30 protein-coding genes are annotated in these 21,338 nt (G+C 43.6%); all 30 read left to right on the forward strand.

Features of this window, described 5'->3' with window-relative positions; all coding sequences use genetic code 11:
- The first annotated feature begins 165 nt into the window (after window positions 1-165).
- The 30 genes from N480_RS09990 to N480_RS10135 all read left to right on the forward strand — a co-directional run bounded on the left by N480_RS09990 (window position 166) and on the right by N480_RS10135 (window position 21,017).
- Window positions 166-441, forward strand: coding sequence for a helix-turn-helix domain-containing protein (locus N480_RS09990; RefSeq protein ID WP_063372359.1), 276 nt, complete (start codon window positions 166-168; stop codon window positions 439-441).
- On the forward strand, window positions 416-775 hold the full coding sequence (locus N480_RS09995) for a hypothetical protein (protein WP_063372360.1): 360 nt from the start codon (window positions 416-418) through the stop codon (window positions 773-775). Before N480_RS09990 ends, N480_RS09995 begins: the two co-directional genes overlap by 26 nt.
- A gap of 13 nt (window positions 776-788) precedes the next feature.
- Complete coding sequence (locus N480_RS10000) at window positions 789-1,208, forward strand: glycoside hydrolase family protein (protein ID WP_063372361.1); 420 nt, start codon at window positions 789-791, stop codon at window positions 1,206-1,208.
- Window positions 1,205-1,603: a 3TM-type holin gene (locus N480_RS10005; protein WP_063372362.1), complete on the forward strand. Its 399-nt coding sequence runs from the start codon at window positions 1,205-1,207 to the stop codon at window positions 1,601-1,603. The genes N480_RS10000 and N480_RS10005 overlap by 4 nt, the downstream gene beginning before the upstream one ends.
- The gene (locus tag N480_RS10010) at window positions 1,600-1,848 is read left to right on the forward strand and encodes a hypothetical protein (protein WP_142050168.1); all 249 of its coding nucleotides are present in this window, start codon (window positions 1,600-1,602) and stop codon (window positions 1,846-1,848) included. The genes N480_RS10005 and N480_RS10010 overlap by 4 nt, the downstream gene beginning before the upstream one ends.
- 118 nt (window positions 1,849-1,966) lie before the next feature.
- On the forward strand, window positions 1,967-2,803 hold the full coding sequence (locus N480_RS10015) for a baseplate assembly protein (protein WP_063372363.1): 837 nt from the start codon (window positions 1,967-1,969) through the stop codon (window positions 2,801-2,803).
- A gap of 3 nt (window positions 2,804-2,806) precedes the next feature.
- A complete protein-coding gene (locus N480_RS10020) occupies window positions 2,807-3,817 on the forward strand; it encodes a phage tail protein I (RefSeq protein ID WP_063372364.1) in 1,011 nt (336 codons plus the stop codon).
- A gap of 26 nt (window positions 3,818-3,843) precedes the next feature.
- Window positions 3,844-4,398 carry a phage tail protein gene (locus tag N480_RS10025; protein ID WP_063372365.1) on the forward strand — a complete coding sequence of 185 codons (555 nt, stop codon included), beginning with the start codon at window positions 3,844-3,846 and terminating at the stop codon, window positions 4,396-4,398.
- A gap of 9 nt (window positions 4,399-4,407) precedes the next feature.
- Window positions 4,408-4,674 (forward strand): hypothetical protein, encoded by a 267-nt coding sequence (locus N480_RS10030; protein WP_063372366.1) that lies wholly within the window; start codon window positions 4,408-4,410, stop codon window positions 4,672-4,674.
- Window positions 4,675-4,737: 63 nt separating this feature from the next.
- Window positions 4,738-5,514, forward strand: coding sequence for a hypothetical protein (locus N480_RS10035; protein WP_063372367.1), 777 nt, complete (start codon window positions 4,738-4,740; stop codon window positions 5,512-5,514).
- A 21-nt stretch (window positions 5,515-5,535) separates the two neighbouring features.
- Complete coding sequence (locus N480_RS10040) at window positions 5,536-5,997, forward strand: hypothetical protein (protein WP_063372368.1); 462 nt, start codon at window positions 5,536-5,538, stop codon at window positions 5,995-5,997.
- Between the two features lie 116 nt (window positions 5,998-6,113).
- A complete protein-coding gene (locus tag N480_RS10045; RefSeq protein ID WP_063372369.1) occupies window positions 6,114-6,695 on the forward strand; it encodes a hypothetical protein in 582 nt (193 codons plus the stop codon).
- Between the two features lie 10 nt (window positions 6,696-6,705).
- The gene (locus N480_RS10050; RefSeq protein WP_081231822.1) at window positions 6,706-7,074 is read left to right on the forward strand and encodes a hypothetical protein; all 369 of its coding nucleotides are present in this window, start codon (window positions 6,706-6,708) and stop codon (window positions 7,072-7,074) included.
- A gap of 99 nt (window positions 7,075-7,173) precedes the next feature.
- The gene (locus N480_RS10055; protein ID WP_063372371.1) at window positions 7,174-8,070 is read left to right on the forward strand and encodes a hypothetical protein; all 897 of its coding nucleotides are present in this window, start codon (window positions 7,174-7,176) and stop codon (window positions 8,068-8,070) included.
- A gap of 2 nt (window positions 8,071-8,072) precedes the next feature.
- Window positions 8,073-8,375, forward strand: a complete 303-nt coding sequence (locus N480_RS10060; protein ID WP_063372372.1) for a hypothetical protein — start codon at window positions 8,073-8,075, stop codon at window positions 8,373-8,375.
- Between the two features lie 72 nt (window positions 8,376-8,447).
- Window positions 8,448-9,479 carry a baseplate assembly protein gene (locus N480_RS10065; RefSeq protein WP_063372373.1) on the forward strand — a complete coding sequence of 344 codons (1,032 nt, stop codon included), beginning with the start codon at window positions 8,448-8,450 and terminating at the stop codon, window positions 9,477-9,479.
- Window positions 9,472-10,362: a phage tail protein I gene (locus N480_RS10070; protein WP_063372374.1), complete on the forward strand. Its 891-nt coding sequence runs from the start codon at window positions 9,472-9,474 to the stop codon at window positions 10,360-10,362. The genes N480_RS10065 and N480_RS10070 overlap by 8 nt, the downstream gene beginning before the upstream one ends.
- A gap of 14 nt (window positions 10,363-10,376) precedes the next feature.
- A complete protein-coding gene (locus N480_RS10075; RefSeq protein ID WP_063372375.1) occupies window positions 10,377-10,931 on the forward strand; it encodes a phage tail protein in 555 nt (184 codons plus the stop codon).
- A gap of 1 nt (window position 10,932) precedes the next feature.
- Window positions 10,933-11,745: a hypothetical protein gene (locus tag N480_RS10080; RefSeq protein ID WP_063372376.1), complete on the forward strand. Its 813-nt coding sequence runs from the start codon at window positions 10,933-10,935 to the stop codon at window positions 11,743-11,745.
- 12 nt (window positions 11,746-11,757) lie between these two features.
- The gene (locus tag N480_RS10085; RefSeq protein WP_081225465.1) at window positions 11,758-12,063 is read left to right on the forward strand and encodes a tail fiber assembly protein; all 306 of its coding nucleotides are present in this window, start codon (window positions 11,758-11,760) and stop codon (window positions 12,061-12,063) included.
- 102 nt (window positions 12,064-12,165) lie between these two features.
- The gene (locus N480_RS10090) at window positions 12,166-12,954 is read left to right on the forward strand and encodes a hypothetical protein (RefSeq protein WP_063372377.1); all 789 of its coding nucleotides are present in this window, start codon (window positions 12,166-12,168) and stop codon (window positions 12,952-12,954) included.
- Window positions 12,955-12,961: 7 nt separating this feature from the next.
- Window positions 12,962-13,318 (forward strand): hypothetical protein, encoded by a 357-nt coding sequence (locus tag N480_RS10095; RefSeq protein WP_063372378.1) that lies wholly within the window; start codon window positions 12,962-12,964, stop codon window positions 13,316-13,318.
- Window positions 13,319-13,345: 27 nt separating this feature from the next.
- The gene (locus tag N480_RS10100) at window positions 13,346-14,185 is read left to right on the forward strand and encodes a baseplate assembly protein (protein ID WP_063372379.1); all 840 of its coding nucleotides are present in this window, start codon (window positions 13,346-13,348) and stop codon (window positions 14,183-14,185) included.
- Entirely contained in the window at window positions 14,170-15,024 is an 855-nt protein-coding gene (locus N480_RS10105) for a phage tail protein (protein ID WP_063372380.1), read from the forward strand. Before N480_RS10100 ends, N480_RS10105 begins: the two co-directional genes overlap by 16 nt.
- A 190-nt stretch (window positions 15,025-15,214) precedes the next feature.
- A complete protein-coding gene (locus N480_RS10110) occupies window positions 15,215-15,694 on the forward strand; it encodes a hypothetical protein (protein ID WP_063372381.1) in 480 nt (159 codons plus the stop codon).
- Window positions 15,695-15,703: 9 nt separating this feature from the next.
- Entirely contained in the window at window positions 15,704-17,668 is a 1,965-nt protein-coding gene (locus N480_RS10115) for a DUF4815 domain-containing protein (protein ID WP_063372382.1), read from the forward strand.
- On the forward strand, window positions 17,665-18,852 hold the full coding sequence (locus N480_RS10120) for a hypothetical protein (RefSeq protein ID WP_063372383.1): 1,188 nt from the start codon (window positions 17,665-17,667) through the stop codon (window positions 18,850-18,852). The genes N480_RS10115 and N480_RS10120 overlap by 4 nt, the downstream gene beginning before the upstream one ends.
- A gap of 8 nt (window positions 18,853-18,860) precedes the next feature.
- On the forward strand, window positions 18,861-19,079 hold the full coding sequence (locus tag N480_RS10125; RefSeq protein WP_063372384.1) for a hypothetical protein: 219 nt from the start codon (window positions 18,861-18,863) through the stop codon (window positions 19,077-19,079).
- A gap of 9 nt (window positions 19,080-19,088) precedes the next feature.
- Window positions 19,089-20,570, forward strand: a complete 1,482-nt coding sequence (locus N480_RS10130; protein WP_063372385.1) for a hypothetical protein — start codon at window positions 19,089-19,091, stop codon at window positions 20,568-20,570.
- 9 nt (window positions 20,571-20,579) lie between these two features.
- Window positions 20,580-21,017, forward strand: a complete 438-nt coding sequence (locus N480_RS10135; RefSeq protein ID WP_063372386.1) for a hypothetical protein — start codon at window positions 20,580-20,582, stop codon at window positions 21,015-21,017.
- Window positions 21,018-21,338: the final 321 nt, after the last annotated feature.

Here is a 21,338-nt window from a genome sequence, read left to right on the forward strand (position 1 = left end):
ATTCAACGTACCTTAATAATTAAAAACCTCATCATTTTAATCAGAAAGAATTTTTTAATAGCCTCATTGACGAGGTTATTTGCGAACCTTTTTAGACGGAAAATATCAATTAAATAGCAATAAAAATAATCATAAGCTCATCTGGAAAACTCGGTAAGGAAAGCTATGGCGCAGTTAAGTTACTCACCAAATAGGATTTTTAAACAAAGACGAGCTCCGCTTGGAGCAGAGATACTCCGTTTTGCAAGACGTTTACGTGGATACACTCAAGCAGAGTCAGCAGCAAGCTACGGAATTGAAGAACGCACATTGAGGCGTTGGGAAAATAAGGAATACAGCCCTAAATGGAACGACGTAGTTGGCTTAGTAGAAGATGTTTACTCATTAGATATTTTAGAAGTAATAGGAAAGCTAAATGATAGCAACTCAGATAACCATTAAACAAATTAGAAGTGCACTTAGACGCTGGGGTAAGTTTTGGCGTCAACGTGAGCTTGGTAAAGGGTTTAGTCGTCAAGCCGTAACTGAACAAGCAGGCGGTGGACGAAGCAATTATTTTTCTAGCGATATGATGAGCGTCCCTGAAGAAATTGAATTAATCGGGCAGTTAATAGCTAAGCTGCGACCAGAGTGTATACGTGCAATACGGGCCAAATATTTGTTGGATATGGATCTTACTCAAGCAGCAAAGATGCTTGGCTTTGATACCAAACGTTCGGCAGAGTTTTGGCTAATCAAAGCTGAAAGAGCGTTAATGCTGGAGCTTAGTTATTAGAATAGGAAAATAAATGTCGATTATGAATACAGTGGAGCAAATAAAAAAGCATGAGGGGTATCGGCGCTACCCATATTACTGTACTGGTGGCAAACTTACCATTGGGTATGGCAGAAACTTGGATAACAAAGGTGTTGACCAAGAAGAAGCTGAATACTTGCTTGCTCAAGATGTGCAGAATGCGTTAGCTGGGGTGAAGCGCCGTATTAATGTAAGTCATTGCAACGAAGCGCGATTGGCTGTACTGACTAATATGGCCTTTAATATCGGATTGCAGGGCGTGATGGGCTTTAAAAGGATGTTGGGGCATGTTGAACAAGGCAAGTTTGAGGAAGCTGCCTTAGAGATGTTAGACAGTCGCTGGGCTAAACAAGTGCCAAATAGAGCGCAGGAGCTAGCGCAACAAATGCTAAGTGGAGAGTGGCAGTCATGAGTTGGTTTACCAGCTTATTTGCAAGTAACGTGCGCGAACCATTACAAATTGTTGGCAATATAATTGACGATTTGTACACAAGCGAAGAAGAGGTGTTGGAACAGCAAGTATTAAAGGCGCGTTTGCTAACAAAGCAAAGTGAAATTCAGGCGCAAATTAATTCTGTCCAAGCCAGCCATCGCAGCGCATTTGTCGCGGGTGCAAGACCTTTTTTAATGTGGGTTTGTGGTTTGGGGTTTTTATTTGCATTTGTAATTAACCCTGTATTGCAATGGATTTTACCGCAATATGGCGCACCAGAGTTACCACTTGATGTGATGCTTGAATTGACCTTGGGCATGCTAGGTTTAGCAGGTTTGAGAACGATTGAGAAGATAAAAGGAGTCGCTAAGTGAGACAGCCTGATAATTGGCAAATGAAAAAGGAGTTAAATTTAGCCCATATTTTAACTACGATAGCTTTGGTGGTATCTGGAATTTTGTATCTGAATGATTTGGATAAACGCATTACATCCAATAAGCAGGAGCTTGCTCATTTAAAACAAATCCGAAAAGAAGACCAAAAGCGCATAGAGAAACGTTTGGACTCCATTGATGCAAAGCTTGACGCCCTGTTAAGCGCCAAACGTAATGGCCTGTAAAACCTTTTACTGAGCCTCCATTTTTCCACCTTTGTAATTAAGCACTGAAGATAGTCGGCACTGACAGACAGGGCCGAGTGTGCGTTCGTGTGCAAAAAATTTAACAAGGAGACGAGTTTTGAGTACTGCAATAGAATTAGCGAAATTGCCACCTCCTCAGGTTATTGAAGCGCTTAGTTATGAGGAGATATATCAACAAATTGAGCAAGCATTGTTGGAGAAAATTCCTGATCATGCTCTATTAGCTTCAGATCCAGCCATTAAATTACTGGAATTAGCTGCCTACCGAGAACTTTTACTGCGACAGCGTATTAATGATGCTGCCAAGTCTGTGATGTTAGCGTTTGCTAGAGGAAATGATTTAGATCACTTAGGCGCACTATTTGGTATTGAGCGTGATGGTATCGAAGAGGATGAACGCTATCGCCAGCGCATCCCAATGTCTTTAGAAAGTTACAGCATGGCAGGTACTCGCGGTGCCTACGAATTTCATACTTTTTCCGCGAATAGTTTGGTACATGATGTGTATGTAGACTCAGAGCAACCAGGGCGAGTTAATGTTTACGCATTGCTAGATACAATGAGCGAAGCCCAGGCTAATGAGGTAAAAGCAGACATAGAAGCACGGCTAAATGATGAAGATATCAGACCGATTACGGATAAAGTTGTGGTTCAGTGGGTAATGCCGACTTTAGTCCCTTTGTCTGCTCAAGTATATTTGAGTGTAGGTGCTAATAAAGCGCAGGTTGAACTTACCATATTACAAGCGCTTGATAAGTTTATTGAGAACCACTTTAAGCTTGGCACAGAAGTACCGCATTCAGGCATTATTGATGCGCTTCACCAGCCTGGGGTTAGAAAAGTAAAACTTTTAACGCCGACAGAAGATTTGCAGCCAACTGTAAACCAAGCTTATCGATTGACACTTGATATCGCTTTTCCAGAAGAGGCATAAAAGATGAAGCAAACATCGTTACTGCCAATAAATAGCACAAAGCTGGAAAGGGAATTAGAACAAAGCCTAACGTTAAGTCGAGAGGAGTTTAATTCTAACCAAGTGATCCCTCAGAGTATAGGTTCTCAGTGGGACCCATTGACTTGCCCAGAAGGTCTGTTGCCTTGGTTGGCATGGGCACTCTCTGTTGATGAATGGGATGAATCATGGTCTGTCGAAACGAAACGGGCCATGATTGCAAGCTCGGTATCAATCCACAAACATAAAGGGACCGTTGGTGCAGTAAAGCGTGCCTTAGCATCACTGGGACTGGAAATTGAGTTTTTTGAATGGTTTGATGATATTGATGACGTTTATCTAGCGCCTCATCACAGTGGTGAACCACATACATTTACGTTTATTGCTTGGGCAAATGCTGTACCGTATACAAGCCGCGCCGTGGTACTGGATCAGAAACTCTATGACACGATTTATCGAGTTACGAACCAGACAAAACCACAGCGGGCTCATTTTGATTTTTTAGTTGGTATGAAAATGTCTTCGCAAGCCGTTGCAGCGAGCTCTGCACATGGATTTGCGAGTAGTCGTGTTTATGCCAAAGTTATGCCACATGAGAAGCGTCGTGCTGGCAGTAATACACTCTCACTCGCAGGTGCCATCTCTGGGCATCGCACAGCCGCTTCCCGCCACTATGCTGCATCTTCATCTGAGCGCAAAATTACCGCGAAATCTCAGCCAGGGTGCGCCCTTGTCATTCGAAAACAAGTGCCTTTGATTAGTCGCCAGCGTGTGAGTACTGCGAATGTACGCAGCTTGAGTGCTCGCGCAAAATTAGGTTTTGGTGCTGCACTATCAACTGGCTCAGGACAGGTTGTCAGAACGTACATCCGCAGTGAACAAACAATGCCTTCGCGCTTTATAGAGTTTAGCTGTCAGATGGCAGGTGCAATCTCGAAAAGTGCAAAGCAAACGACCGTGCGTCGTTTGTACCTAAATGCAGTTACTGCAACTTAAACATTTCGAAAACAAGGAGTGCAATAGTGAGCACGATTTTACAGCCGGTGATCACCTCAGCGGGGCTTGCTGCTGTGTTCAGAGCACAGCAAAAAGGTTTTAAAGCCAAGATCACAAAAATTGGAATAGGATCTGGTGTTCATCAAGTTGATGAAAATACCACAAATCTAAAAGATGAAAAGTATCGTCTAGATATCGACCATGCGGAGTATTTTGAAGATCAAAAGCAACTACATTTAACTGTTCGAGACGACTCCAAGGTTGCTGGAGACGGCTTCTTTGTAAATGAGGTTGGTTTTTATACTGAAGAAGAAGTAAATGGCCAAGTTCGCCATGTACTATTTGCTGTTTACTCGGCAGGTGAGCCAATCGCCTATAAGTCAAATGACATTGATTTACTGTTGGCTTTTGATCTGACTTTGACTGGTGTGCCAGGCGATGCAATTACGATTATCGACAAAGGCGTGGATTTTAATATCTTAATTGCGCCGGAGCTTGCCAAAATGGCACGTTCTCAAATTATGAATATGTATCGTCACTTAAAACAAAAGTTTGCATTAATTGACAAAGGAATTTTGTAAGGAAGGTCTATGAAAAAAGAAGATAACTTGCGTGCACTGACGCTCGCTGAAGAAGCTCTGAAATTGATGCAAGAGGCAAAACTTTTGCAACAGCAAGCACAGTGTCAGGCTGCGCGCATTCTTGGCTATCAACAGCAAAGTGATGGTCTTGCATTCAAATATTTGGCAGCCCAAGCTGAATTCGGTGAGCAAAGCCCTGAGGCAAATGAAGCCAAACAAGCATGGCTGTTCGCTCGAAAGGCTGTGCAGGCGCGTTATCCTAAATTTCATGACTAATTAATTTTGACAGTGCTTTTGCCCACCTTAGGTGGGCTTTTTTGTTTTTAGCGGAGATATTTAATGTCATTAGAACAGGATATAACTCGAGTCGTTGAAGCCACAGAAGGTTTGACGGCAACGGTTGATAATCAGATCAGTGAGATCACAAATAAATTGAACTCGGCTGTGGCCGAGACAAAAACTAAGGTGGATAGCCATCTAGCATCAGCAGATGCACTTCTCAACTCATATGAGGAGCGTCAATCGCACTTCAGATTGACAAAAAATCAGGCTTTGGTTGCTAACCAAGCAGGTACTTTCCCTGAAGCTTGGGCCGGTGGTTATGTAACAAAGGCAACGTTACTTGAGAAAGTCGAAACCGGTGTTGAGCGTGACCAACGTACGCCCCTTGCAAGAGAGTTTTTACAAGCGATCAATTCAGATACTAAATGGTTTGCACAGAACTTTAATATTTGGGAGCTGGAATACTCGCCTAATCGTGGTGGCGAGAGTAGCCATTTAGACTCATACATTATGTATCAATATGTAAGAAGACCAACTGAAATAACAATTGGCGCAATCGTAAAGCATATTCGTGGTGTTGTTCCGAATGGGGCATGGTGTAACGGGCTTAAAGCAGGCGAGGCTGCAAAAGTATGCGGGGTTCATTATAGCCATAGTAGCCGTAATCATTACACACATTGCCACCCAATCGTGGGTGGGAAAAATTTACCGGCTGATCAAAAAGGTGTAATTCAGGTCGCTTTACCAGCTGTTGTATCAGGCCATGTGCCAATTCATAAAGCTTGGAGCCAGTTCGCCTACATTGGTGATGGTGCCTTCGACGTGATTTCGTAAGGTAAAGGAGAGAATAAATAAATGGCTAAACTAATTGTTAATGGGCAAGTTGTTGAGCAGTTTTTCGACGCGAGCTTATCTCAATATGCTGTGGCACAAATTGTCACAGAAAACTTTGGTGAAGACAGCACATTTTCAGTAGAGCTTACTGTTGATGAAGCACTACAAAAAAGTCGTCAGGTTGTACGCACAAACCTTGAACAGCAGGTCGCGGACTCAGAGTCAATACTAGGTACAACCTCTGACACCGTACATTTATTGCTGAATGAATTGAGCGGCTTTGTCAATAAGTTGAGTGCTGCTCAATCACTTGCAGAAATGCGTTCATCAACGACATCGCTTAAAGCGGCTATTGGTGATATTGAAACTCAAGTGGCCAATGGTTCGCTAAGCTTTCCATATCAAACGAAAGGTCAAAGTGATGTGATGAATGACATTATCGCGCGTGCTAATGGCGTCGATGCCGTCATTAAAGCGCAGTAAATATGGCATCAATAGGGTATTGAGCACACCTTATTGATTTTGAATTTTCATTCTTAAACCTAAACGCAAAGCCCGCCATTTGGTGGGCTTTTTTATTTTTTACTTGGAGGTAAATTATGTCTTTAGAGCAAGACATTGCAAATGTAGTCAGTGCAGCAGAGCAACTCACTGGCATTGTGGATACAAAAATTGAAGATATTAATAGCACAGTTAATAGCAAAGTGTCTGAGATGAATTCGACAATTTCTCAGCAAGTCACTCGGGTTGATAATGCGCTTGAGAGTAAGCAAGTGCTTGGCGATGGTACTAGAGGCACAAAAAGTGTGGCCATTGCAGGCTTTTTTACTACAGAGGGAGGTGCGACCAACATGCACCTAAAGCTCCCGTTTAAGATCGATACTCATAACTGTATGTTCCATTTAAATATATATGGCTACGAATATGGTAGTAACAAAATTGTTGATGCGACATTCACCGGTTATTGTTATGCATCTAACAATCGACTTTATCAATCAAGGACCTCGGGCTCCCATGAACCTATTGTTTATGTCGGCACTGATCAACATATTTATTTAAGAATAACGCTTGAAAGTCAGTACTACCTAACCTTGAGCGTTGACTCTACTTACGTTGGCAACGGTAGAGTACTTAAGCCAGGTGATGTTCATTTTATCAGCAGTACAGAAGCGCAGCTATAGGGAGCTAATAATGGAAAATCTAATTGCAAATACACAAAGTGCATCAGTAGAAGAAAAAATAGTATTGGAGAATGCACGTATTGATGTCAGGCATAAAATACTCAATCGTATTGCAGATACAGACAGCATGCTGGGGAATACATCTGATATTTCCCATATTCTGCTCCATGAGTTAAGCATCTTTGTGAACAAATTATCGCAAGCTAACTCCCTAGCTGAAATGCGCACCTCAACAGAGTCATTGAAAAATGCCATTGGCGCAATTGAAGGGAAAGTTGCCAGCGGTGAAGTTGAATTACCTTACCAAATAAAAGGTCAAACGGCCGCGCTAGATGAGGCGCTATCGCGTGCCCATGGCGTCAGCAATTTGCTGAAATAAAGTAGGCAAAATACGCTGTAATTTAACCCACAAACAGAATTCTAAACAAACCCAGCCCACCTCTTCGGTGGGTTTTTTATTTTTAAATGGAGGTACATTATGTCTTTAGAGCAAGACATTGCCCGCGTCGTTGAAGCATCAGAAAAGCTCAGTGATGTGGTGGATACAAAAATTGAAGATATCGACAATCGCGTGGCACAAAAAGCCATTGAGATTGACCAAAAAAATGCTGCGGTTGAAAGCCGTTTAACTGCTAAAGAGCAGGCGGTTGATGCCAAAATTCGAGATTTTCAAAAGGCACTACCACTGGCGCCGAATACGCTGGTGGATTCTAAGTTTTTTAATTCAATTTGCGAAGCCAACAACACCCCAACTGATGTTGTGACTGCGCACAAAGCACCATGGTTGTCGTTTTTATATGATGGCACTGAAGGGACTGGTACTGTTACTCGCGTAAGTTTAGACAAATTAGATGAGTATGGCCTGACACCAAATGAAAACTTTCTAAACCGAGGCATAGGTTACAAAAACCATGGTGGAGAAGCTTTCTATGGCTCTAATTATCGTGTTTTACTGTTTGATATTGAAATTACTAAAGGGCGCAACAGTGATGCAAATAATGGTCAATTCTTCGTCTTGTCTCAGGGGTGTGACACCCATTTTGGCTGGGGGAGAGGTGAGTTCCTTACTCAAGCCAGTTGCTGGATAAACGTATTGGAATGTGCGGATACAATTCGTTTTTACCCCTCGTCAAATCGCTCAGCAACGATTGAGTGTAATCAATCCGATCTTGGTAAAGGGTGGCAGTACAAGCATGCAATTAGATCTGGGTGGGGAGGGTGCCACCAACCGTTGTTCAGTGGGCTTGGTAAAATGAAAGTTGCCATATGCCTACCTTATGTAGGGACGGGTAATCATGGCGATAATATGGTTTGGGCAGACAGTGTTGGATTCCCATATACACACACTGATGCAGCCGGATATGTAGGAGTGTAATCATGGCTATTTTAAAACAGATTTCAACAGGCCGTATTGTTGCTGGTGGGCTTACAAACCAAGACAGCGCGAAGAAAATGGCCAAAAACGCAGGCGTAGCTGAAGGGGACTATCAGCTTGTTTTCTCTGAAAAAGAGGTTCTAGATTATCGCCGAGAAGGATATGCACAAGCTTGCGACCATTTGTTTATCGATTACATGGCAAACCTAACGGAGTTAGGTGATGCGGCACAAGCGACTATAGACGCAAAACAAGCTTGGTTGGGTGCTAGAGCTAGCGTGAAAGCAAGCTTTCCAAAGTCATAATTTATACACTTCCCCATGTGCCTGGCTAGGTTTTAGTCAGGCATTTCTCAACACTTAATTAAGAGCTTAGTTATGTCATTGACAAACTTTAGCGCCATTGATCTCAGCCGTTTGCCGGCGCCAAACCTCATTGAACCTTTAAGCTTTGAAAAGATTAGGGCTGAGATTTTAGATGATTTTAAAACGCGATTCCCAAACGCTGAGTTGAATTTAGTGAGCGACCCGGTGATAAAGCTGGTGGAGTCTTTTGCTTATCGTGAGTTACTGCTGCGTCAACGGATTAACGAGAGCGCCCACAGTGTACTTTTAGCAAATGCAACAAGTAGCGAGCTGGATTATCTTGGGAATCGTTTTGGCGTTGAACGCGTATTATTGGTCCCAGCAGACGATAGCAAAATACCACCTCAGCAGGCTGAGTATGAGAGTGACGAGAGGTTTCGCGAGCGTATCGCACTTGCTTTGGAGGGATTTAGTACCGCGGGGCCCGCAGGCGCTTATGCATTTCATGCGATGAAAGGGTCGCAGCACGTTAAAGATGTATTCGTCGACGCGCCGCAATTTGCATACGTTGATTTATCTGAACAAGTCAATAATTTACTGCCCCCAAGTGCAAGGCTGCTAGTGTGTACAAACGATGCAGGGTTAACACCTGGTGTATTGGCAGGAGCAATACCACCAGAGCCAATGCCCGGTGATGTCGCAATAACGCTGTTAACTGACCAAGGAAATGGCCATGCAACGGAGGGAGTTATTGAGCAAGTTCAGGCACAGCTGAATAAAGACAACGTACGCCCGCTTACCGACAGGGTTCACATCAAATCGGCAGAGATCGTTGAATTTGCACTCGATGCAACGTTGCATATTTATCCTGGGATGGATGGCGCAGCATTGGTCAATGAAGCAAAGCAAAGTTTAACCGCTTGGCTGAATCAACATCATCAGCTAGGCCATGATATTTCACTGTCAGGTTTGTATGCGGTACTTCATCAGGAGGGGGTACAGCGAGTTGAATTGCACTCCCCGCAATGGGATATATCAATAAAAGAACACCAAGCGGCATTTTGCTCTTCAGTCAATATCGAGTTAGGGGAAGAGCATGTCTAATTTTTCTCTGCTGGGAAATACGACTGCACTTGAGCTTGCACTAGAGCATTGTAGTGATCGCATATTACAAACCCCGGTGAATATCCACCAATTATGGGACCCATTTCAATGTCCAGCGAGCTTTCTCCCTTGGTTGGCTGATGCATTGAGCGTGGATGTTTGGGATAGTAATTGGCCAGAACACGTGAAGCGAAAAGTCATCGCGGACAGCGTGCCACGCCATAGATACAAAGGGACTGTGAGTGCGGTTAATAATTCACTTAATGTGCTCAATGCAAAAGTTGAGTTGCAGGAGTGGTGGCAGTATGGAGGTGTTCCTCATAGTGCTAAGTTGTTGGCGATTGCGAATGAAAATCTAGACAGCAAGGGCAATACATTTTTAAGTCCCAAATTGCAGGCACAAATGTGGCAATCAGTTGTCGCTACTAAGCCACAGCGGACCCAAGTTGACTTTACAATTGGCGTTAATCTTAGTTCTGGTATTCAAGTGATTGGTGGTGCGCAAAGTGCTACGGTTCAAGTCGCGCTTAATAGAGATGAACCTATTTTTAACTTTGCCCCCGTAAGTGTTGGCAGTTTGGCCAGTGCTCATTCCAACAACCTACAAGTCACACGTTTTAGTGATAATCCAAGCATTGATTTCAATCTAAGCGATATACAAGTATTCACTTGCGGTCATACAAATCAAGTGGCGATAGATCTATTTCAAGATGCGCCAAGTGCAAGTTTTACCGACTTGGTGACTGTATCTACGACAGCATTGTCGACACATATGTCGCAAACTCAAATGCGAGATAATCCTACATCAAACTTTGCAACTAGCAGTTCGATAGCAAACGGTGCGTACACCGTTTCAATTCAAAATATTACGCTTAATTTTTAAACTGAGGTACATATATGAATGTATATACACCCGTTGTTACCCAGCAAGGGATAAATGCAGCGGTGAGTGCCCTTGAACAAGGGGTTAAAATCCAAATTGGTCATATTGCAGTCGGTGATTCAGGTTATACACCTGATAGAAACCAAACCGCTCTGAAAAGCCAAAAAAACACGGCGCCAGTATCTGGTGCAGAAGTTGTCGGTAACGGCCAGTTTCATGTAACTGCTGAGTTCACTGATAATAAGCAATATGCGGTCAAAGAGGTCGGCTTCTATCTAAATGATCATGCAGACGAAAGTCAGAGAACATTATTTGCGGTGTGGTCTCACCCCGAAAATGTGCTTTTTTATCAGACTCCGATAGCGAAAATTGTACAAGGGTTTGATTTATTACTGTCGGCTGTTCCGCCAGATAGCCTTGATTTCAATGTAACAGGCGATTTGAGCCTCTATTATGCTGATGAATTTGCAGCGATGACAATTGCACAGACGCAGATGGCCACGGCTCAAGTTCAATCCAATCATAGGCAAATACAGTTCAATGAACGTCTACTGGCTGTAGGAGCTTAACATGGCTGGTATTACGCAAAGAATGGCTGAGCTGACAAGCTCAAATACCAAACTCAGTTTAGATGTCAGTAGCCTAACGTCAGAAGTTTCAAGTGTGCTCAACAGCATGCACTCAGAGCTTAAAGCTTTACCAAGCAGAGTCAATGGCATGATGGATGCTCATCACTATGTATCTCATCAAGGAGATGATGTGACAGCTGATGGTACTAGCGCAAAGCCATTTAAGTCGATTAAACGCGCAATCGAAAGCACACCTGAAAATTGCGTTTGCACGATTCAATTGATACCAGACGGCAAGAGCACGCCATTTGTGATCGATGAACTAATTGATTTAGGCCGCAGAGCTGTTGAGATTAGATTCGTTGGCAATGAAATCCATCTAGATGACAAAATTACAACGGTATTTAATTGCGCCCCCCACGGTAGCTTGCAGTTTTCTAACTGGGGTGGAGCATCTGGTAGCATTTCGATGTCCAGTAATAAAACACTGATGTATGCAAAGGCGGGCGCAAATCTTCATATAGGTGGATACGAATCAACATTTTTGGATATAACAGGCAATGCTCACCTGACCTTAATGCAAGGGAGTTACACGAGTGCGCGTGGTATTTCTTCAATTTCATTGAGTCGTTTTCGGTTGAAAAATGCCGAAGCACCAGCGGGTAAAAAAGTAACTGCCTTTGCATCTCGGTATGCAGGTAGTTGTTTTGTAAACAACTGGCAAAGCACTTTTCCTGAGGGAGTATTTACTTACTCTGAGTCTTCTAACCAAATACACACTGTATTTAACAGCTTACATGTTGTGACTACTTAGGAGTATATTTCTATGGATATTACTATTTGTGGCCAAACGGTGTTTGGTGTCATCAACAGCGAAGAAGATTACCAGTACTTGAAATCTTTGGGTTTCGACTCTGCCGCAACCGAAAAGGCAATTGATCAGCTTAAATGGAGCTCGATTAGAACCAAAAGAAACCAACTACTTGCTGAGTCTGATTTCACACAAATGTCAGACATCGATCTTTCTGATGATATGAAGCAGCAATGGTCCCTTTATCGCAAAGCGCTACGCGCAATACCGCAAACTTATTCATCTGTCGAAGACGTTGAATGGCCAAAAGAGCCATCATAGCGGCTACTTTTCTCTTTCCCTTATTTGTCCAAAGCAAACGCTTGCACAGAGTTACTTAGCTTTGGATTGAAACAAAAATACAATTTAAAAGGAAACTTATAGATGTCTACACAAGCAAAAACGCTTGAACAGCTAATTACCGAGCTGCACGCCACTAATGGTGAACTTGTTACAGCTAATAATGAACTTACGAGTACAGTTGTTGACAAGATGGGCACGATTGATGCGGCACTTACTAATGCGCAAGCTGGCGTAAATACTGCTATTTCTACAGCGGATAGTCGCATTAGCCAAGCGATTTTGAACTTGGCGCAGAGTCATGCGGATATGCGTATCAATTATTATGACCGCAAAGTGCATACGAAAGATACTTTGGTACAAGATAATGCTTTGGTAGCAGACCCTAATGACGAGTCCAAGTCAATCTGGGTTAGGGTACCAAATGGTGGAGATTGGAGCGGCTTTCATACTTATCCTGCGGCAAATAAAATGACCAAATTACATACTGTTGCGGGTTACTCATATTCGCCGGGCTACAGTGAATCTCCTGTACAGTATGCGCGAGACTGGAGTCGCACATATATGCAGTTTATTCTGACTAACTCTGAGGCGAGCAGCGAGCAAATCAATGAAAATATTGCATCTCAAGGTGTTGATATTAATACCTCACTTACAGGTGGTTGGTGGAATGGCTCTTCAGTGAGAGATATTCCTTCTATGCAAATCTCTGGATTGCATGTCTATAGCAGCTTATTTGTTCGGTTGGTTAATGTTGTGTCTGACGGAGTTTCTGAGCCTGGTGATAAACAGCCTCAAAACATCATTCAATTTGGTGGCAGTTGTAATTTTGCGATTGACCGCGTTGTTAACTACCCTCGAATTCCAGCATAGGTGAAGCATGACTGAAAATATTGAATCTGAATTCAAAGATACTTCCGTCGTATATGAAAAAGAAGCGCAACGTAGCCGTATTCATTATGCAGTTGCAGACTCTGATTCTTTACTTGGTACAACTTCGGACACAGTACATTTACTGCTCGTTGAATTTGCCAAATTAAGCAAAGCAATTGTGGCTGCTACATCACTTGAAGAAGTAAAAGCTGCAGCAAAACCGCCAGCTGATATGTTTGCACCTTTGTTAGATAAGCACTTGGCTAATCAGTTGACATTTCCTTATCAACACAAAGAAATTGCTCGTGTATATGATGAAATATCGACGCGCGCGCAGGGTGTTGCTGATATCATCAAACCTTAAAAATTTTAACCAACCCAAGAACCCACTATGAACTCCCAGTACTTTGATTTCTCTGCGCTGCCTGCGCCGGACATCATTGAGCAACTGGACTATGAAGCTATTTACCAAGCTAGAGTAGAAAGATTTAAATCAATAGCGCCCCAATATGCTGACGCGCTAGAACTTGAAAGCGATCCACTGACTGTATGTCTGCAAGTGGAAAGTTATCGAGAGCTATTGTTGCGTCAGCGTATCAATGAAGCTGCATATAGCAACTTATTGGCCACTGCGAAAAGTAGTGATTTAGATCAGCTTGGTGTGTTTTATGGTTTAGTGCGTGCCGAGGGTGAAGAAGACGGTAACTACCGTCTTCGCATTCGGCAAAAAACATTGGCGTCCAGTACTGCCGGCAGCAAAGATCATTACCGCAATGCAGCATTAACAGCTGCTCCAAATACTATTCAAGATGTTGAAGTGGATAGTCCAACCCCTGGGCGCGTACGCGTCTCAATTCTATTTCAAGACAAAGAGCATGCAGATGCTTTATTGCAACAAGTAAGAAGCCACATATTGAGTGATCAGGTCAAAGTTTTAACTGATCAGGTCGAGGTTAATCATGCTGAAGAAGTCCCGATTGATGTTAAAGCAGATATTTATCTGCAAGACAATGTACCGAACTGGGTATTTACTCAACTGGAAGGTAAGCTGCGTGAAGCTTGGCAAGAGACCATGGCACTTGGTGTGGCAATGACGCCTAGCTGGCTGAGCGCTCAACTACACGTTGAAGGCGTTAAACACGTTGAAATACACACCCCTGACTCTTTAATTGATATAGCTTCCAATCAATATGCTCAACTAGGGCAAATTCAATTATGTCTCATCACTTAAAAACTGATAGCGATGCGTTATTGCCATACAACCATAGTGATCTGCAAGCAGCCGTCGTAGAACACGGCCAACTTGAAGCCGTGCTCGGTGAAGGTGTGCAATTACTGCGTGGCTTTAAGTCCCATCCAAAACAATCCTTGTTACCTTGGTTGATATGGGAATATGGCTTGGGCGCGTTGGTGCCTTACCTTGACGACTTAGATCAGGTTTTACAGCAAGGACTTGCCTGGCAACGTATCCGTGGTACACAAAAAAGTTTAGAAATGGCCTTTGATTGGCTAGGTTTTTCTATTTCAGATGTGGAAGAGTCCAAGTCTTATCGGCATTTCTATCGCTACCAGTGTCATTTAAATCAGCTTCCTGACCTAAATGATGTCGAACGGATGGCCCAGTTAGCTGAGTTAAGTGCGCCAGCGCGAAGTGAGTTAGTGCGTGTTACGTACAATCTAGATTTGAGAGAGCTCAAACTTTCTGCAAGTGGATTTGGAACATTACTTAGTGACCATTCTGGCTATCGACACCGACTAAAAAACGGCAAGTTACTGCGTATTAGTACACGTCGAGAACATCAAACGAATGTTGATGCTCCCGGTTCCGTTACGAGCGCGCGTGAGCGCAAACAACATTGCAACTGGCAAAGTTACTCTTCTCAAGTGCTTGGCAGTATGCGGTTAAGCAATTCAATCGTGCATAGCTTTCAGTCGGCTAACACACACAGTCGTCAAACGAGTCGTGCACACACTATTGGCCAAGCTCAATGGTTTGGTTATTGGCAGGCATCAGCGTGGTCTGAAATCAGATACCCACAGGTTATCACCTATCATCAGGCGCTACGTTGATTCATTTTATTACTACTCAAAAATTAACCTAAGTTTGGTTTGAATACTTAGGTCTCCCACTAAATAACTGTATAGCAGGGATAGATACCTTGGGCTGGACATAAAGTTTCGGCTTAGTTGTTGTATTGCTTTTATTACTTAGTGAAGGCGTGAGTACGTTAAATCAAGTTAGGTAAAATAAGGAAATACATTGGCTATTCTGACTCGTGCAGGGCGAACGCTTTTTGCCCAATCGATTGCACAAACACCGATATATTTGGCTTGGGGAAGCGGTGAAACACCATGGCAATCTCCTCCAGCTGAACCCATCATTGCAACTGAGCTAGCTACGCCTATTGGCTATCGAAAGGCTAAGAAAGTTGCTTTTTGTAACCCGGATGATCAAGGCGATATTCATATTCAAGGCGGGCGTTTCAGCCTATCTGAACAGCCGACTCAGCACCTTTACTGCGAATTTACTTTCGATTTTTCAGACGGTGTAGGAGAGACGGTTCGAGAGCTAGGTTTGATGTCTGGTACACAGCAGCATGCAGAACTACCCGCTGGGCTGTCTTATTTATTGCCCGACCAAGTGGCATCTCCTGGCACCTTATTATTGCTCGAACATCGCGCGCCTCTTGTGCGAGAGGAAGGTGTGAGAGAGAGCTTTGAATTTGTCGTGAGTTTTTAGAGGTTTTTTATGCTTGATGATTATTATGAAAAATTTCATGCAGACTCTGGTTATGAAAGACTGTTATTCAGAGCTGGAAAAGGTCTGCAAAGTAGGGAATTAAATGACCTACAATCTCAAGTCGGCCATCATTTAAAAGGCGTAGCAGATGTTTTGCTTAAAGATGGTGACTTAGTCAAAGGCGGCGAGCTGGTCGTTGATTCAGACTCAGCTAGTGCCTTGATCACCGAAGGTGACGTATACATGGCTGGTCAGGTACGTCCTGTCCCAAGTGGTGTTGTACCCATTGATATGTCTGCGACTGTTGACGTCGGTGTATGGTTGACCCACAAAGTGATCACCGAAGAGCAAGACCCTAGTTTGCGAGATCCCGCTGTCGACGCGATTAACTTTGACGAGCCCGGTGCCGCACGTTTGCAGCAGATCTGTCAATGGGGTTTGCTGAGCGATGCACTTGGCCCTGACGAAGCATTTTATCCTGTCCATCGCATTGAACAAGGTACTTTAATAATCAAGCAGCCGCCACCTCAGCTGGATGCTGTGACTCAGGCGTTGGCTCGATATGACCGTGAAGCCAATGGTGGCAGTTATGTTGTACAGGGCATGGCATTAAGCTATCGAGGTGCTGAACAAGGTGTACAAAGCTTTAGTCTTGAAGAAGGTAAAGCACACATTGAAGGCTATGAAGTCGCCTTTGCAACATCTCGTACAACCGAATTTGATTATGATCCAGACATTGGTGAAGTCAAAGAGGAACCAAAGACATTTTTGGCTGATGATCAAGGCATTATGCGGATGGATACGGACTTCTTTCCAGTGAAATCCATTGATGAAGTCAATGTTACTGTTGAAAAAGTGACACAACTGACACGTGGACAGCTGGCTGGTGGTGAAGACTTATTGCCTGATGAATCGGTGTTAGAAATTCTTAGTATTAAGCAAGGGGATACAGTTTATACCCAAGGTGCCGACTTTATATTTTTGCGTAACCACATCAGCTGGCAGTTGAGTGGCCAAGAGCCAGCAGGCGGCAGTTTATACGAGGTGACATATCGTTATCGAAAACAATTGACCGTTGATTTCGATGAGTATGGGTTTAGCCTCGATAAGCAGTTAGCTGATGGTGGGCATATTGTCGACAATACGCTGGTGACGATTGATTACCAGTGGTATCGACCTAGGATCGATTTAATCGTGCTTGATAGATTTGGTCAAATTAAACGGATCAAAGGTCAGGCCGCGCATCAATTTCCTATTGCACCAAAAGCGCCAGCGCATCACTTAGCACTGGCACAAGTCACCCAATCTTGGTTGTCTAGCGAAGCGCCACATATTGAAAACTTGGCGGTAAGAGCCGTCTCAATGTCACAGCTTGAGCACATGCAAAACCAAATTGGCGACCTGTACCAACTGCTTGCCGTTGAACGTTTACGTAATGATGCTAATAGCCAAGACCCCGCAAGTAAATATGGCGTTTTTGTTGATCCGTTTATTGACGATGACATGCGTGACGCGGGTATTGAGCAGACTGCGGCAGTGGTTGATGGTGAATTGGTTTTGCCTTTAGAAGCCGATGTCCACCAGTTGCAAGTTCCAAATGGCAGAGCTTTGACATTGCCGTATGAACTTGAAGATATTCTGGAGCAGCCAAAGCAAACTGGCAGCATGAAAATCAATCCATATATGGCTTTTGAGCCAATTCCGGCGGACGTTCGTCTAACGCCAAGTGTCGATCATTGGACACAGACTCATACCAACGTTGCAAGCTCAATTACAAGAAGGTTTTGGGGCGGGCGAGGCATTAGGGTCCGCACGCAAACTGTTAGTACAACCCAGGTGATCAGCAGTTCTGTTCGTCGAGCAGAATTCTTAAGAAGGCGCTGGGTTAGCTTTTCTCTATCAGGGTTTGATGCGGGCGAAGCGCTAGAGCAACTCACATTTGATGGCATCACAGTTATACCGGAGGGACAATGACCATAAAAGCCGATGCTCAAGGCCGATTATCAGGCCGATTTTATATCCCTAGCAATGTGCCTGTGGGCAGTAAGTCTGTTCGCTTTACTGGTGCACAAGGCTCAAGAGGGGAGGCCACTTACACAGGTAGTGGTACGATCCGTACGCAAACAGTACGTCGAGTGAATAACGTATTGCAGTGGCGCTTTGACCCACTAGCACAAACCTTTACATTACCAGAGTTACGCTTTATTGCAGGTGTGGAGCTGTGGTTTAAGAAAATTGGTGAAAAAGCGGTTCGAGTTCAAATCCGAGAAACTGACCTTGGTTTGCCAAACGATACTGTCATTGCGGAAACATCTTTACCAGTAAGCCAATTGCAAGCCAGCGGCCCGACGCTATTTGAATTTGCTCCCGTATCACTCAATGCAGGTCAAGAATATGCAATTGTTGTGTTGAGTGATGATGCAACGCACGAAGTGGCGATTGCGGAACTTGGTAAATTCGACCGAAGCAGTGGCTGGGTTACCAGCCAGCCATATCAAGTTGGTGTATTACTTTCTTCAAGTAATGCGTCTACTTGGACACCACATCAAAATCGAGACTTGAGCTTTCGTTTGAAAGCAGCTCGATTTACGAGCACAGAAAGCAGTGTTGAGCTGGGCGAAATCAATTTGGCAGAACACAGTGACCTACTTGCCATGGCGGTGATTGAACGACCGAGCAGTGAAACACAGCTTCACTTTGAGTTTAGCGGAGCGCAAAGTGGGGAGTTTAATTTGCAAGAGTCTCAGGCACTGCGTTTACCAAACAAACTCAACGAGACTTTAAAAGTGCGCGCCAAACTGGCAGGCACAGCTACGCAATCACCAGTTTTATTCGATAGCGTACAAGCTGCTTTGGGTAAAGTTAGCAATGATGCCGATTATGTCACACGAGCAATCCCTTGCCGCTTAGGTGGTAGCTTAAAAGTGAGCTTTGAAGCACAGTTGCCTGGTACCGCAAAAGTTGAAGCATTTATCGAGCAACAAGGGCAGTGGTTAAACATACCTTTGAAAACAACCCAACCTGAAGGGGATGGCTGGTTACTGTGTAACTATGAATACGCTAATCTTGCGGATGCTCAGTCACGAGTGAAATTGGTGCTTTCTGGCACCCATGTAGACAGACCAAGAGTGCGCTCACTTCGTGCATTCTCTGTATAGGGGGTGTTATGACCGATGACAAAACCCCATTTTACTCTTTGCCCTTACCCCATCCAGACAATTTACTACAACAGGATGTACTACGCATAAAGTACGCGCTTACCGGCGTGGACAGGCTCATGTACATGCAAACCAACCTTCGTCGTCAGCAAGATGAGCTGTTGAACGAAAAACTTAGACGAGTAAAGCTAAACCAGCTACTCGGCGAACCACTATTAACAATATAAGAGGACATTATGGCGAGTATACAAAATGCCGTGCAAGTCATGGTAGATAAGCTAGTTGCTGATATGCAGGGCAACCAGCCTTTAACCGCTGAAGAGCAAGCGTTAGTAAGTAATGCGATTACTAAACTAACTGACAATGCAAAACTGGAACAAGCTGTTGTTGCTGTTGCTGAGTCACATATTAATGATGCCACTGGCGCACTTCAGCAGGTCTCGCAATCTACGGGTGCTGCATTACAAACGGCGACTGAGTCATTAACTCAAACGAGCACAGACCTTGGTAATAAGTCAGATAAACTTGATCTGCTCGACGCAATGGCACCAAACTTGAACCGAGTGGAATCTTTGCAGACAACGAATAACTCTTTGCAAGTTAGACCTTTGATGCCAATGACGCCTATCGACATTGCTAGTACTTCATCGAATAACCGCAGGTCAACGCCTGTATTTGCTGTGTATGACAGCAATGGTGAGACCCACGTTGTTCGACCTGGGTTTACACATAATGCAAATACTGAACAGTGTCGCTTAGAGTTCTTAAAATTAAGCGCAAATGGTGCAGAAAAAACCACTACACATACGAGCTTTATCTACACAAATGCATTTGAGCAAAATCCAGCGAGTAAAATTTATTACTACGGCACGAGTGCTTATGTACCTTTGGCAAGTAAAAATAACTCTGCAGATATTCAATATGAGATTGTTTATAGTACTCAAGACTCACAGACTACGGCTGTAGCTAACTATGGTGGGGTGTTCTGTAAGTCGTCTGGTTTTACTTCAATTACTAAACCAAAGCTGGACTTAAACGCAACGGATCAGTTTGGGGTGAGTACTTTAACAAGCCACAAATATAATGAAGTGGGTGTTTTATATGATAATACTAAGCATTGCCTGGTTATGGTGGATGAGGGCACATCTGTATTAGTAGAGAAGTATCGCGACGGTAATATTGTAACAAATACAGCCATTGCAAATGCTGAAGAGCTTCAAGCCTATGTGGACGCAGGCGACTTCACGGTTGTTAAGTTCATCTATCATAATATCCAATGGCCATATGGTATCAATAGTTATAATCACTCTGAAACAACTGTATCGGGCTACGGCACAAGTTACTATGGTTTCTTCGGCCGCTATAACGGTGTCACCAAAATGGGTGAGCACAAATACAGTGTGCACTATCGATTTACACAAGCTAAACGTTTAGAACCGATCAACTACTTCTTTAGCAACAGCTCAGGCCATTATAAGGCCCCGAATGCAAACGGGACATACTCTCCGGATTCAGAGGTAAGAGTGGTGCTTGAAACCTTTGATGGTGAACTGCTTGGCATGTATTCATATCAAGCTCGAGCATACAATGCTGGCTATGACTGCGGTGTATTAGGCAGTGCGATCAGCTGTATTAACCCTTACTCAGGTGCCGGTATTCTTAACGAGCACTATACCTATAACCAATATGGCCTTGGCCGTACTTGTCGCGCATTTTAAGGAGAAATCATGAGTTGTGAATATTTTGCCGATAAAGGCATGAAGATAGATGGTAACTATTGGTTAGTGAACCCTCAGACGGGCGTTGCCTGGAACGACACGACAGTGGCAGATTTTAAGCAAGCCTATGAAGCTCAGCAGATCTTATTAGAAGAGGAAAGATTTGCGGCATCAAAAGCAGAAAAGCTTCAGGAGATCAAAGAAGCGGTGTTTAACAAACTAGGCAATGAGCAATGGCGTGTGCAAAAAGCCCAAGAGCACATGCTTATTGCAGAGCTATCTGGTGATCAAGCTGCGCTAGGACTGAGCAAGTCTCAATTGCAAGAGCTACTAGCCAATCGTGAACTGTTGCGAAAAGCAAGTGATGAGGCTGAGCTAACTATTGCTGAGTTTACAACACAGGCTGAGTTGGACGCTTTTGAGTTTGATGTAAATATTTCATCGTAAAACCTGCTGAATGACCCGTTTTATTCCCAATAAACGGGTTAGTATCAAGATTGCTTGAGAAAGCAACAGAACTGTTATTCCACAACCAAAACCCGCTTGGTCATACCGAGCGGGTTTATTTTATTGAATTTTAGAGTTTTAAAGTACTATTGCAAATAGGTCAACAATGACCTGTTTTAAAGCCTTAAAATCAGTAAAATATACCTAAGCTTGAGAAAAGCCTAAAACAAAATCTAAATTGATTTAAAAGCCACGTAGCTTGTTAAAAAATAAGCGAATGTGGCTTTTTTGTTTGGGGTGTTTATCGCTGATTTAAGGCGG

This window comes from Pseudoalteromonas luteoviolacea S2607 (genome assembly GCF_001625575.1).
In the GTDB taxonomy this organism is placed as follows: Bacteria; Pseudomonadota; Gammaproteobacteria; order Enterobacterales; family Alteromonadaceae; genus Pseudoalteromonas; species Pseudoalteromonas luteoviolacea_E.

Coding starts and splice junctions, on each gene's coding strand:
- N480_RS10120 (WP_063372383.1), top strand. CDS start 17,665: ATGACCATAAAAGCCGATGCTCAAGGCCGATTATCAGGCCGATTTTAT.
- N480_RS10065 (WP_063372373.1), top strand. CDS start 8,448: ATGTCATTGACAAACTTTAGCGCCATTGATCTCAGCCGTTTGCCGGCG.
- N480_RS10020 (WP_063372364.1), top strand. CDS start 2,807: ATGAAGCAAACATCGTTACTGCCAATAAATAGCACAAAGCTGGAAAGG.
- N480_RS10105 (WP_063372380.1), top strand. CDS start 14,170: ATGTCTCATCACTTAAAAACTGATAGCGATGCGTTATTGCCATACAAC.
- N480_RS10030 (WP_063372366.1), top strand. CDS start 4,408: ATGAAAAAAGAAGATAACTTGCGTGCACTGACGCTCGCTGAAGAAGCT.
- N480_RS10075 (WP_063372375.1), top strand. CDS start 10,377: ATGAATGTATATACACCCGTTGTTACCCAGCAAGGGATAAATGCAGCG.
- N480_RS10000 (WP_063372361.1), top strand. CDS start 789: ATGTCGATTATGAATACAGTGGAGCAAATAAAAAAGCATGAGGGGTAT.
- N480_RS10095 (WP_063372378.1), top strand. CDS start 12,962: ATGACTGAAAATATTGAATCTGAATTCAAAGATACTTCCGTCGTATAT.
- N480_RS10125 (WP_063372384.1), top strand. CDS start 18,861: ATGACCGATGACAAAACCCCATTTTACTCTTTGCCCTTACCCCATCCA.
- N480_RS10080 (WP_063372376.1), top strand. CDS start 10,933: ATGGCTGGTATTACGCAAAGAATGGCTGAGCTGACAAGCTCAAATACC.
- N480_RS10045 (WP_063372369.1), top strand. CDS start 6,114: ATGTCTTTAGAGCAAGACATTGCAAATGTAGTCAGTGCAGCAGAGCAA.
- N480_RS09995 (WP_063372360.1), top strand. CDS start 416: ATGATAGCAACTCAGATAACCATTAAACAAATTAGAAGTGCACTTAGA.
- N480_RS10055 (WP_063372371.1), top strand. CDS start 7,174: ATGTCTTTAGAGCAAGACATTGCCCGCGTCGTTGAAGCATCAGAAAAG.
- N480_RS10035 (WP_063372367.1), top strand. CDS start 4,738: ATGTCATTAGAACAGGATATAACTCGAGTCGTTGAAGCCACAGAAGGT.
- N480_RS09990 (WP_063372359.1), top strand. CDS start 166: ATGGCGCAGTTAAGTTACTCACCAAATAGGATTTTTAAACAAAGACGA.
- N480_RS10070 (WP_063372374.1), top strand. CDS start 9,472: ATGTCTAATTTTTCTCTGCTGGGAAATACGACTGCACTTGAGCTTGCA.
- N480_RS10130 (WP_063372385.1), top strand. CDS start 19,089: ATGGCGAGTATACAAAATGCCGTGCAAGTCATGGTAGATAAGCTAGTT.
- N480_RS10040 (WP_063372368.1), top strand. CDS start 5,536: ATGGCTAAACTAATTGTTAATGGGCAAGTTGTTGAGCAGTTTTTCGAC.
- N480_RS10135 (WP_063372386.1), top strand. CDS start 20,580: ATGAGTTGTGAATATTTTGCCGATAAAGGCATGAAGATAGATGGTAAC.
- N480_RS10060 (WP_063372372.1), top strand. CDS start 8,073: ATGGCTATTTTAAAACAGATTTCAACAGGCCGTATTGTTGCTGGTGGG.
- N480_RS10115 (WP_063372382.1), top strand. CDS start 15,704: ATGCTTGATGATTATTATGAAAAATTTCATGCAGACTCTGGTTATGAA.
- N480_RS10085 (WP_081225465.1), top strand. CDS start 11,758: ATGGATATTACTATTTGTGGCCAAACGGTGTTTGGTGTCATCAACAGC.
- N480_RS10100 (WP_063372379.1), top strand. CDS start 13,346: ATGAACTCCCAGTACTTTGATTTCTCTGCGCTGCCTGCGCCGGACATC.
- N480_RS10090 (WP_063372377.1), top strand. CDS start 12,166: ATGTCTACACAAGCAAAAACGCTTGAACAGCTAATTACCGAGCTGCAC.
- N480_RS10005 (WP_063372362.1), top strand. CDS start 1,205: ATGAGTTGGTTTACCAGCTTATTTGCAAGTAACGTGCGCGAACCATTA.
- N480_RS10050 (WP_081231822.1), top strand. CDS start 6,706: ATGGAAAATCTAATTGCAAATACACAAAGTGCATCAGTAGAAGAAAAA.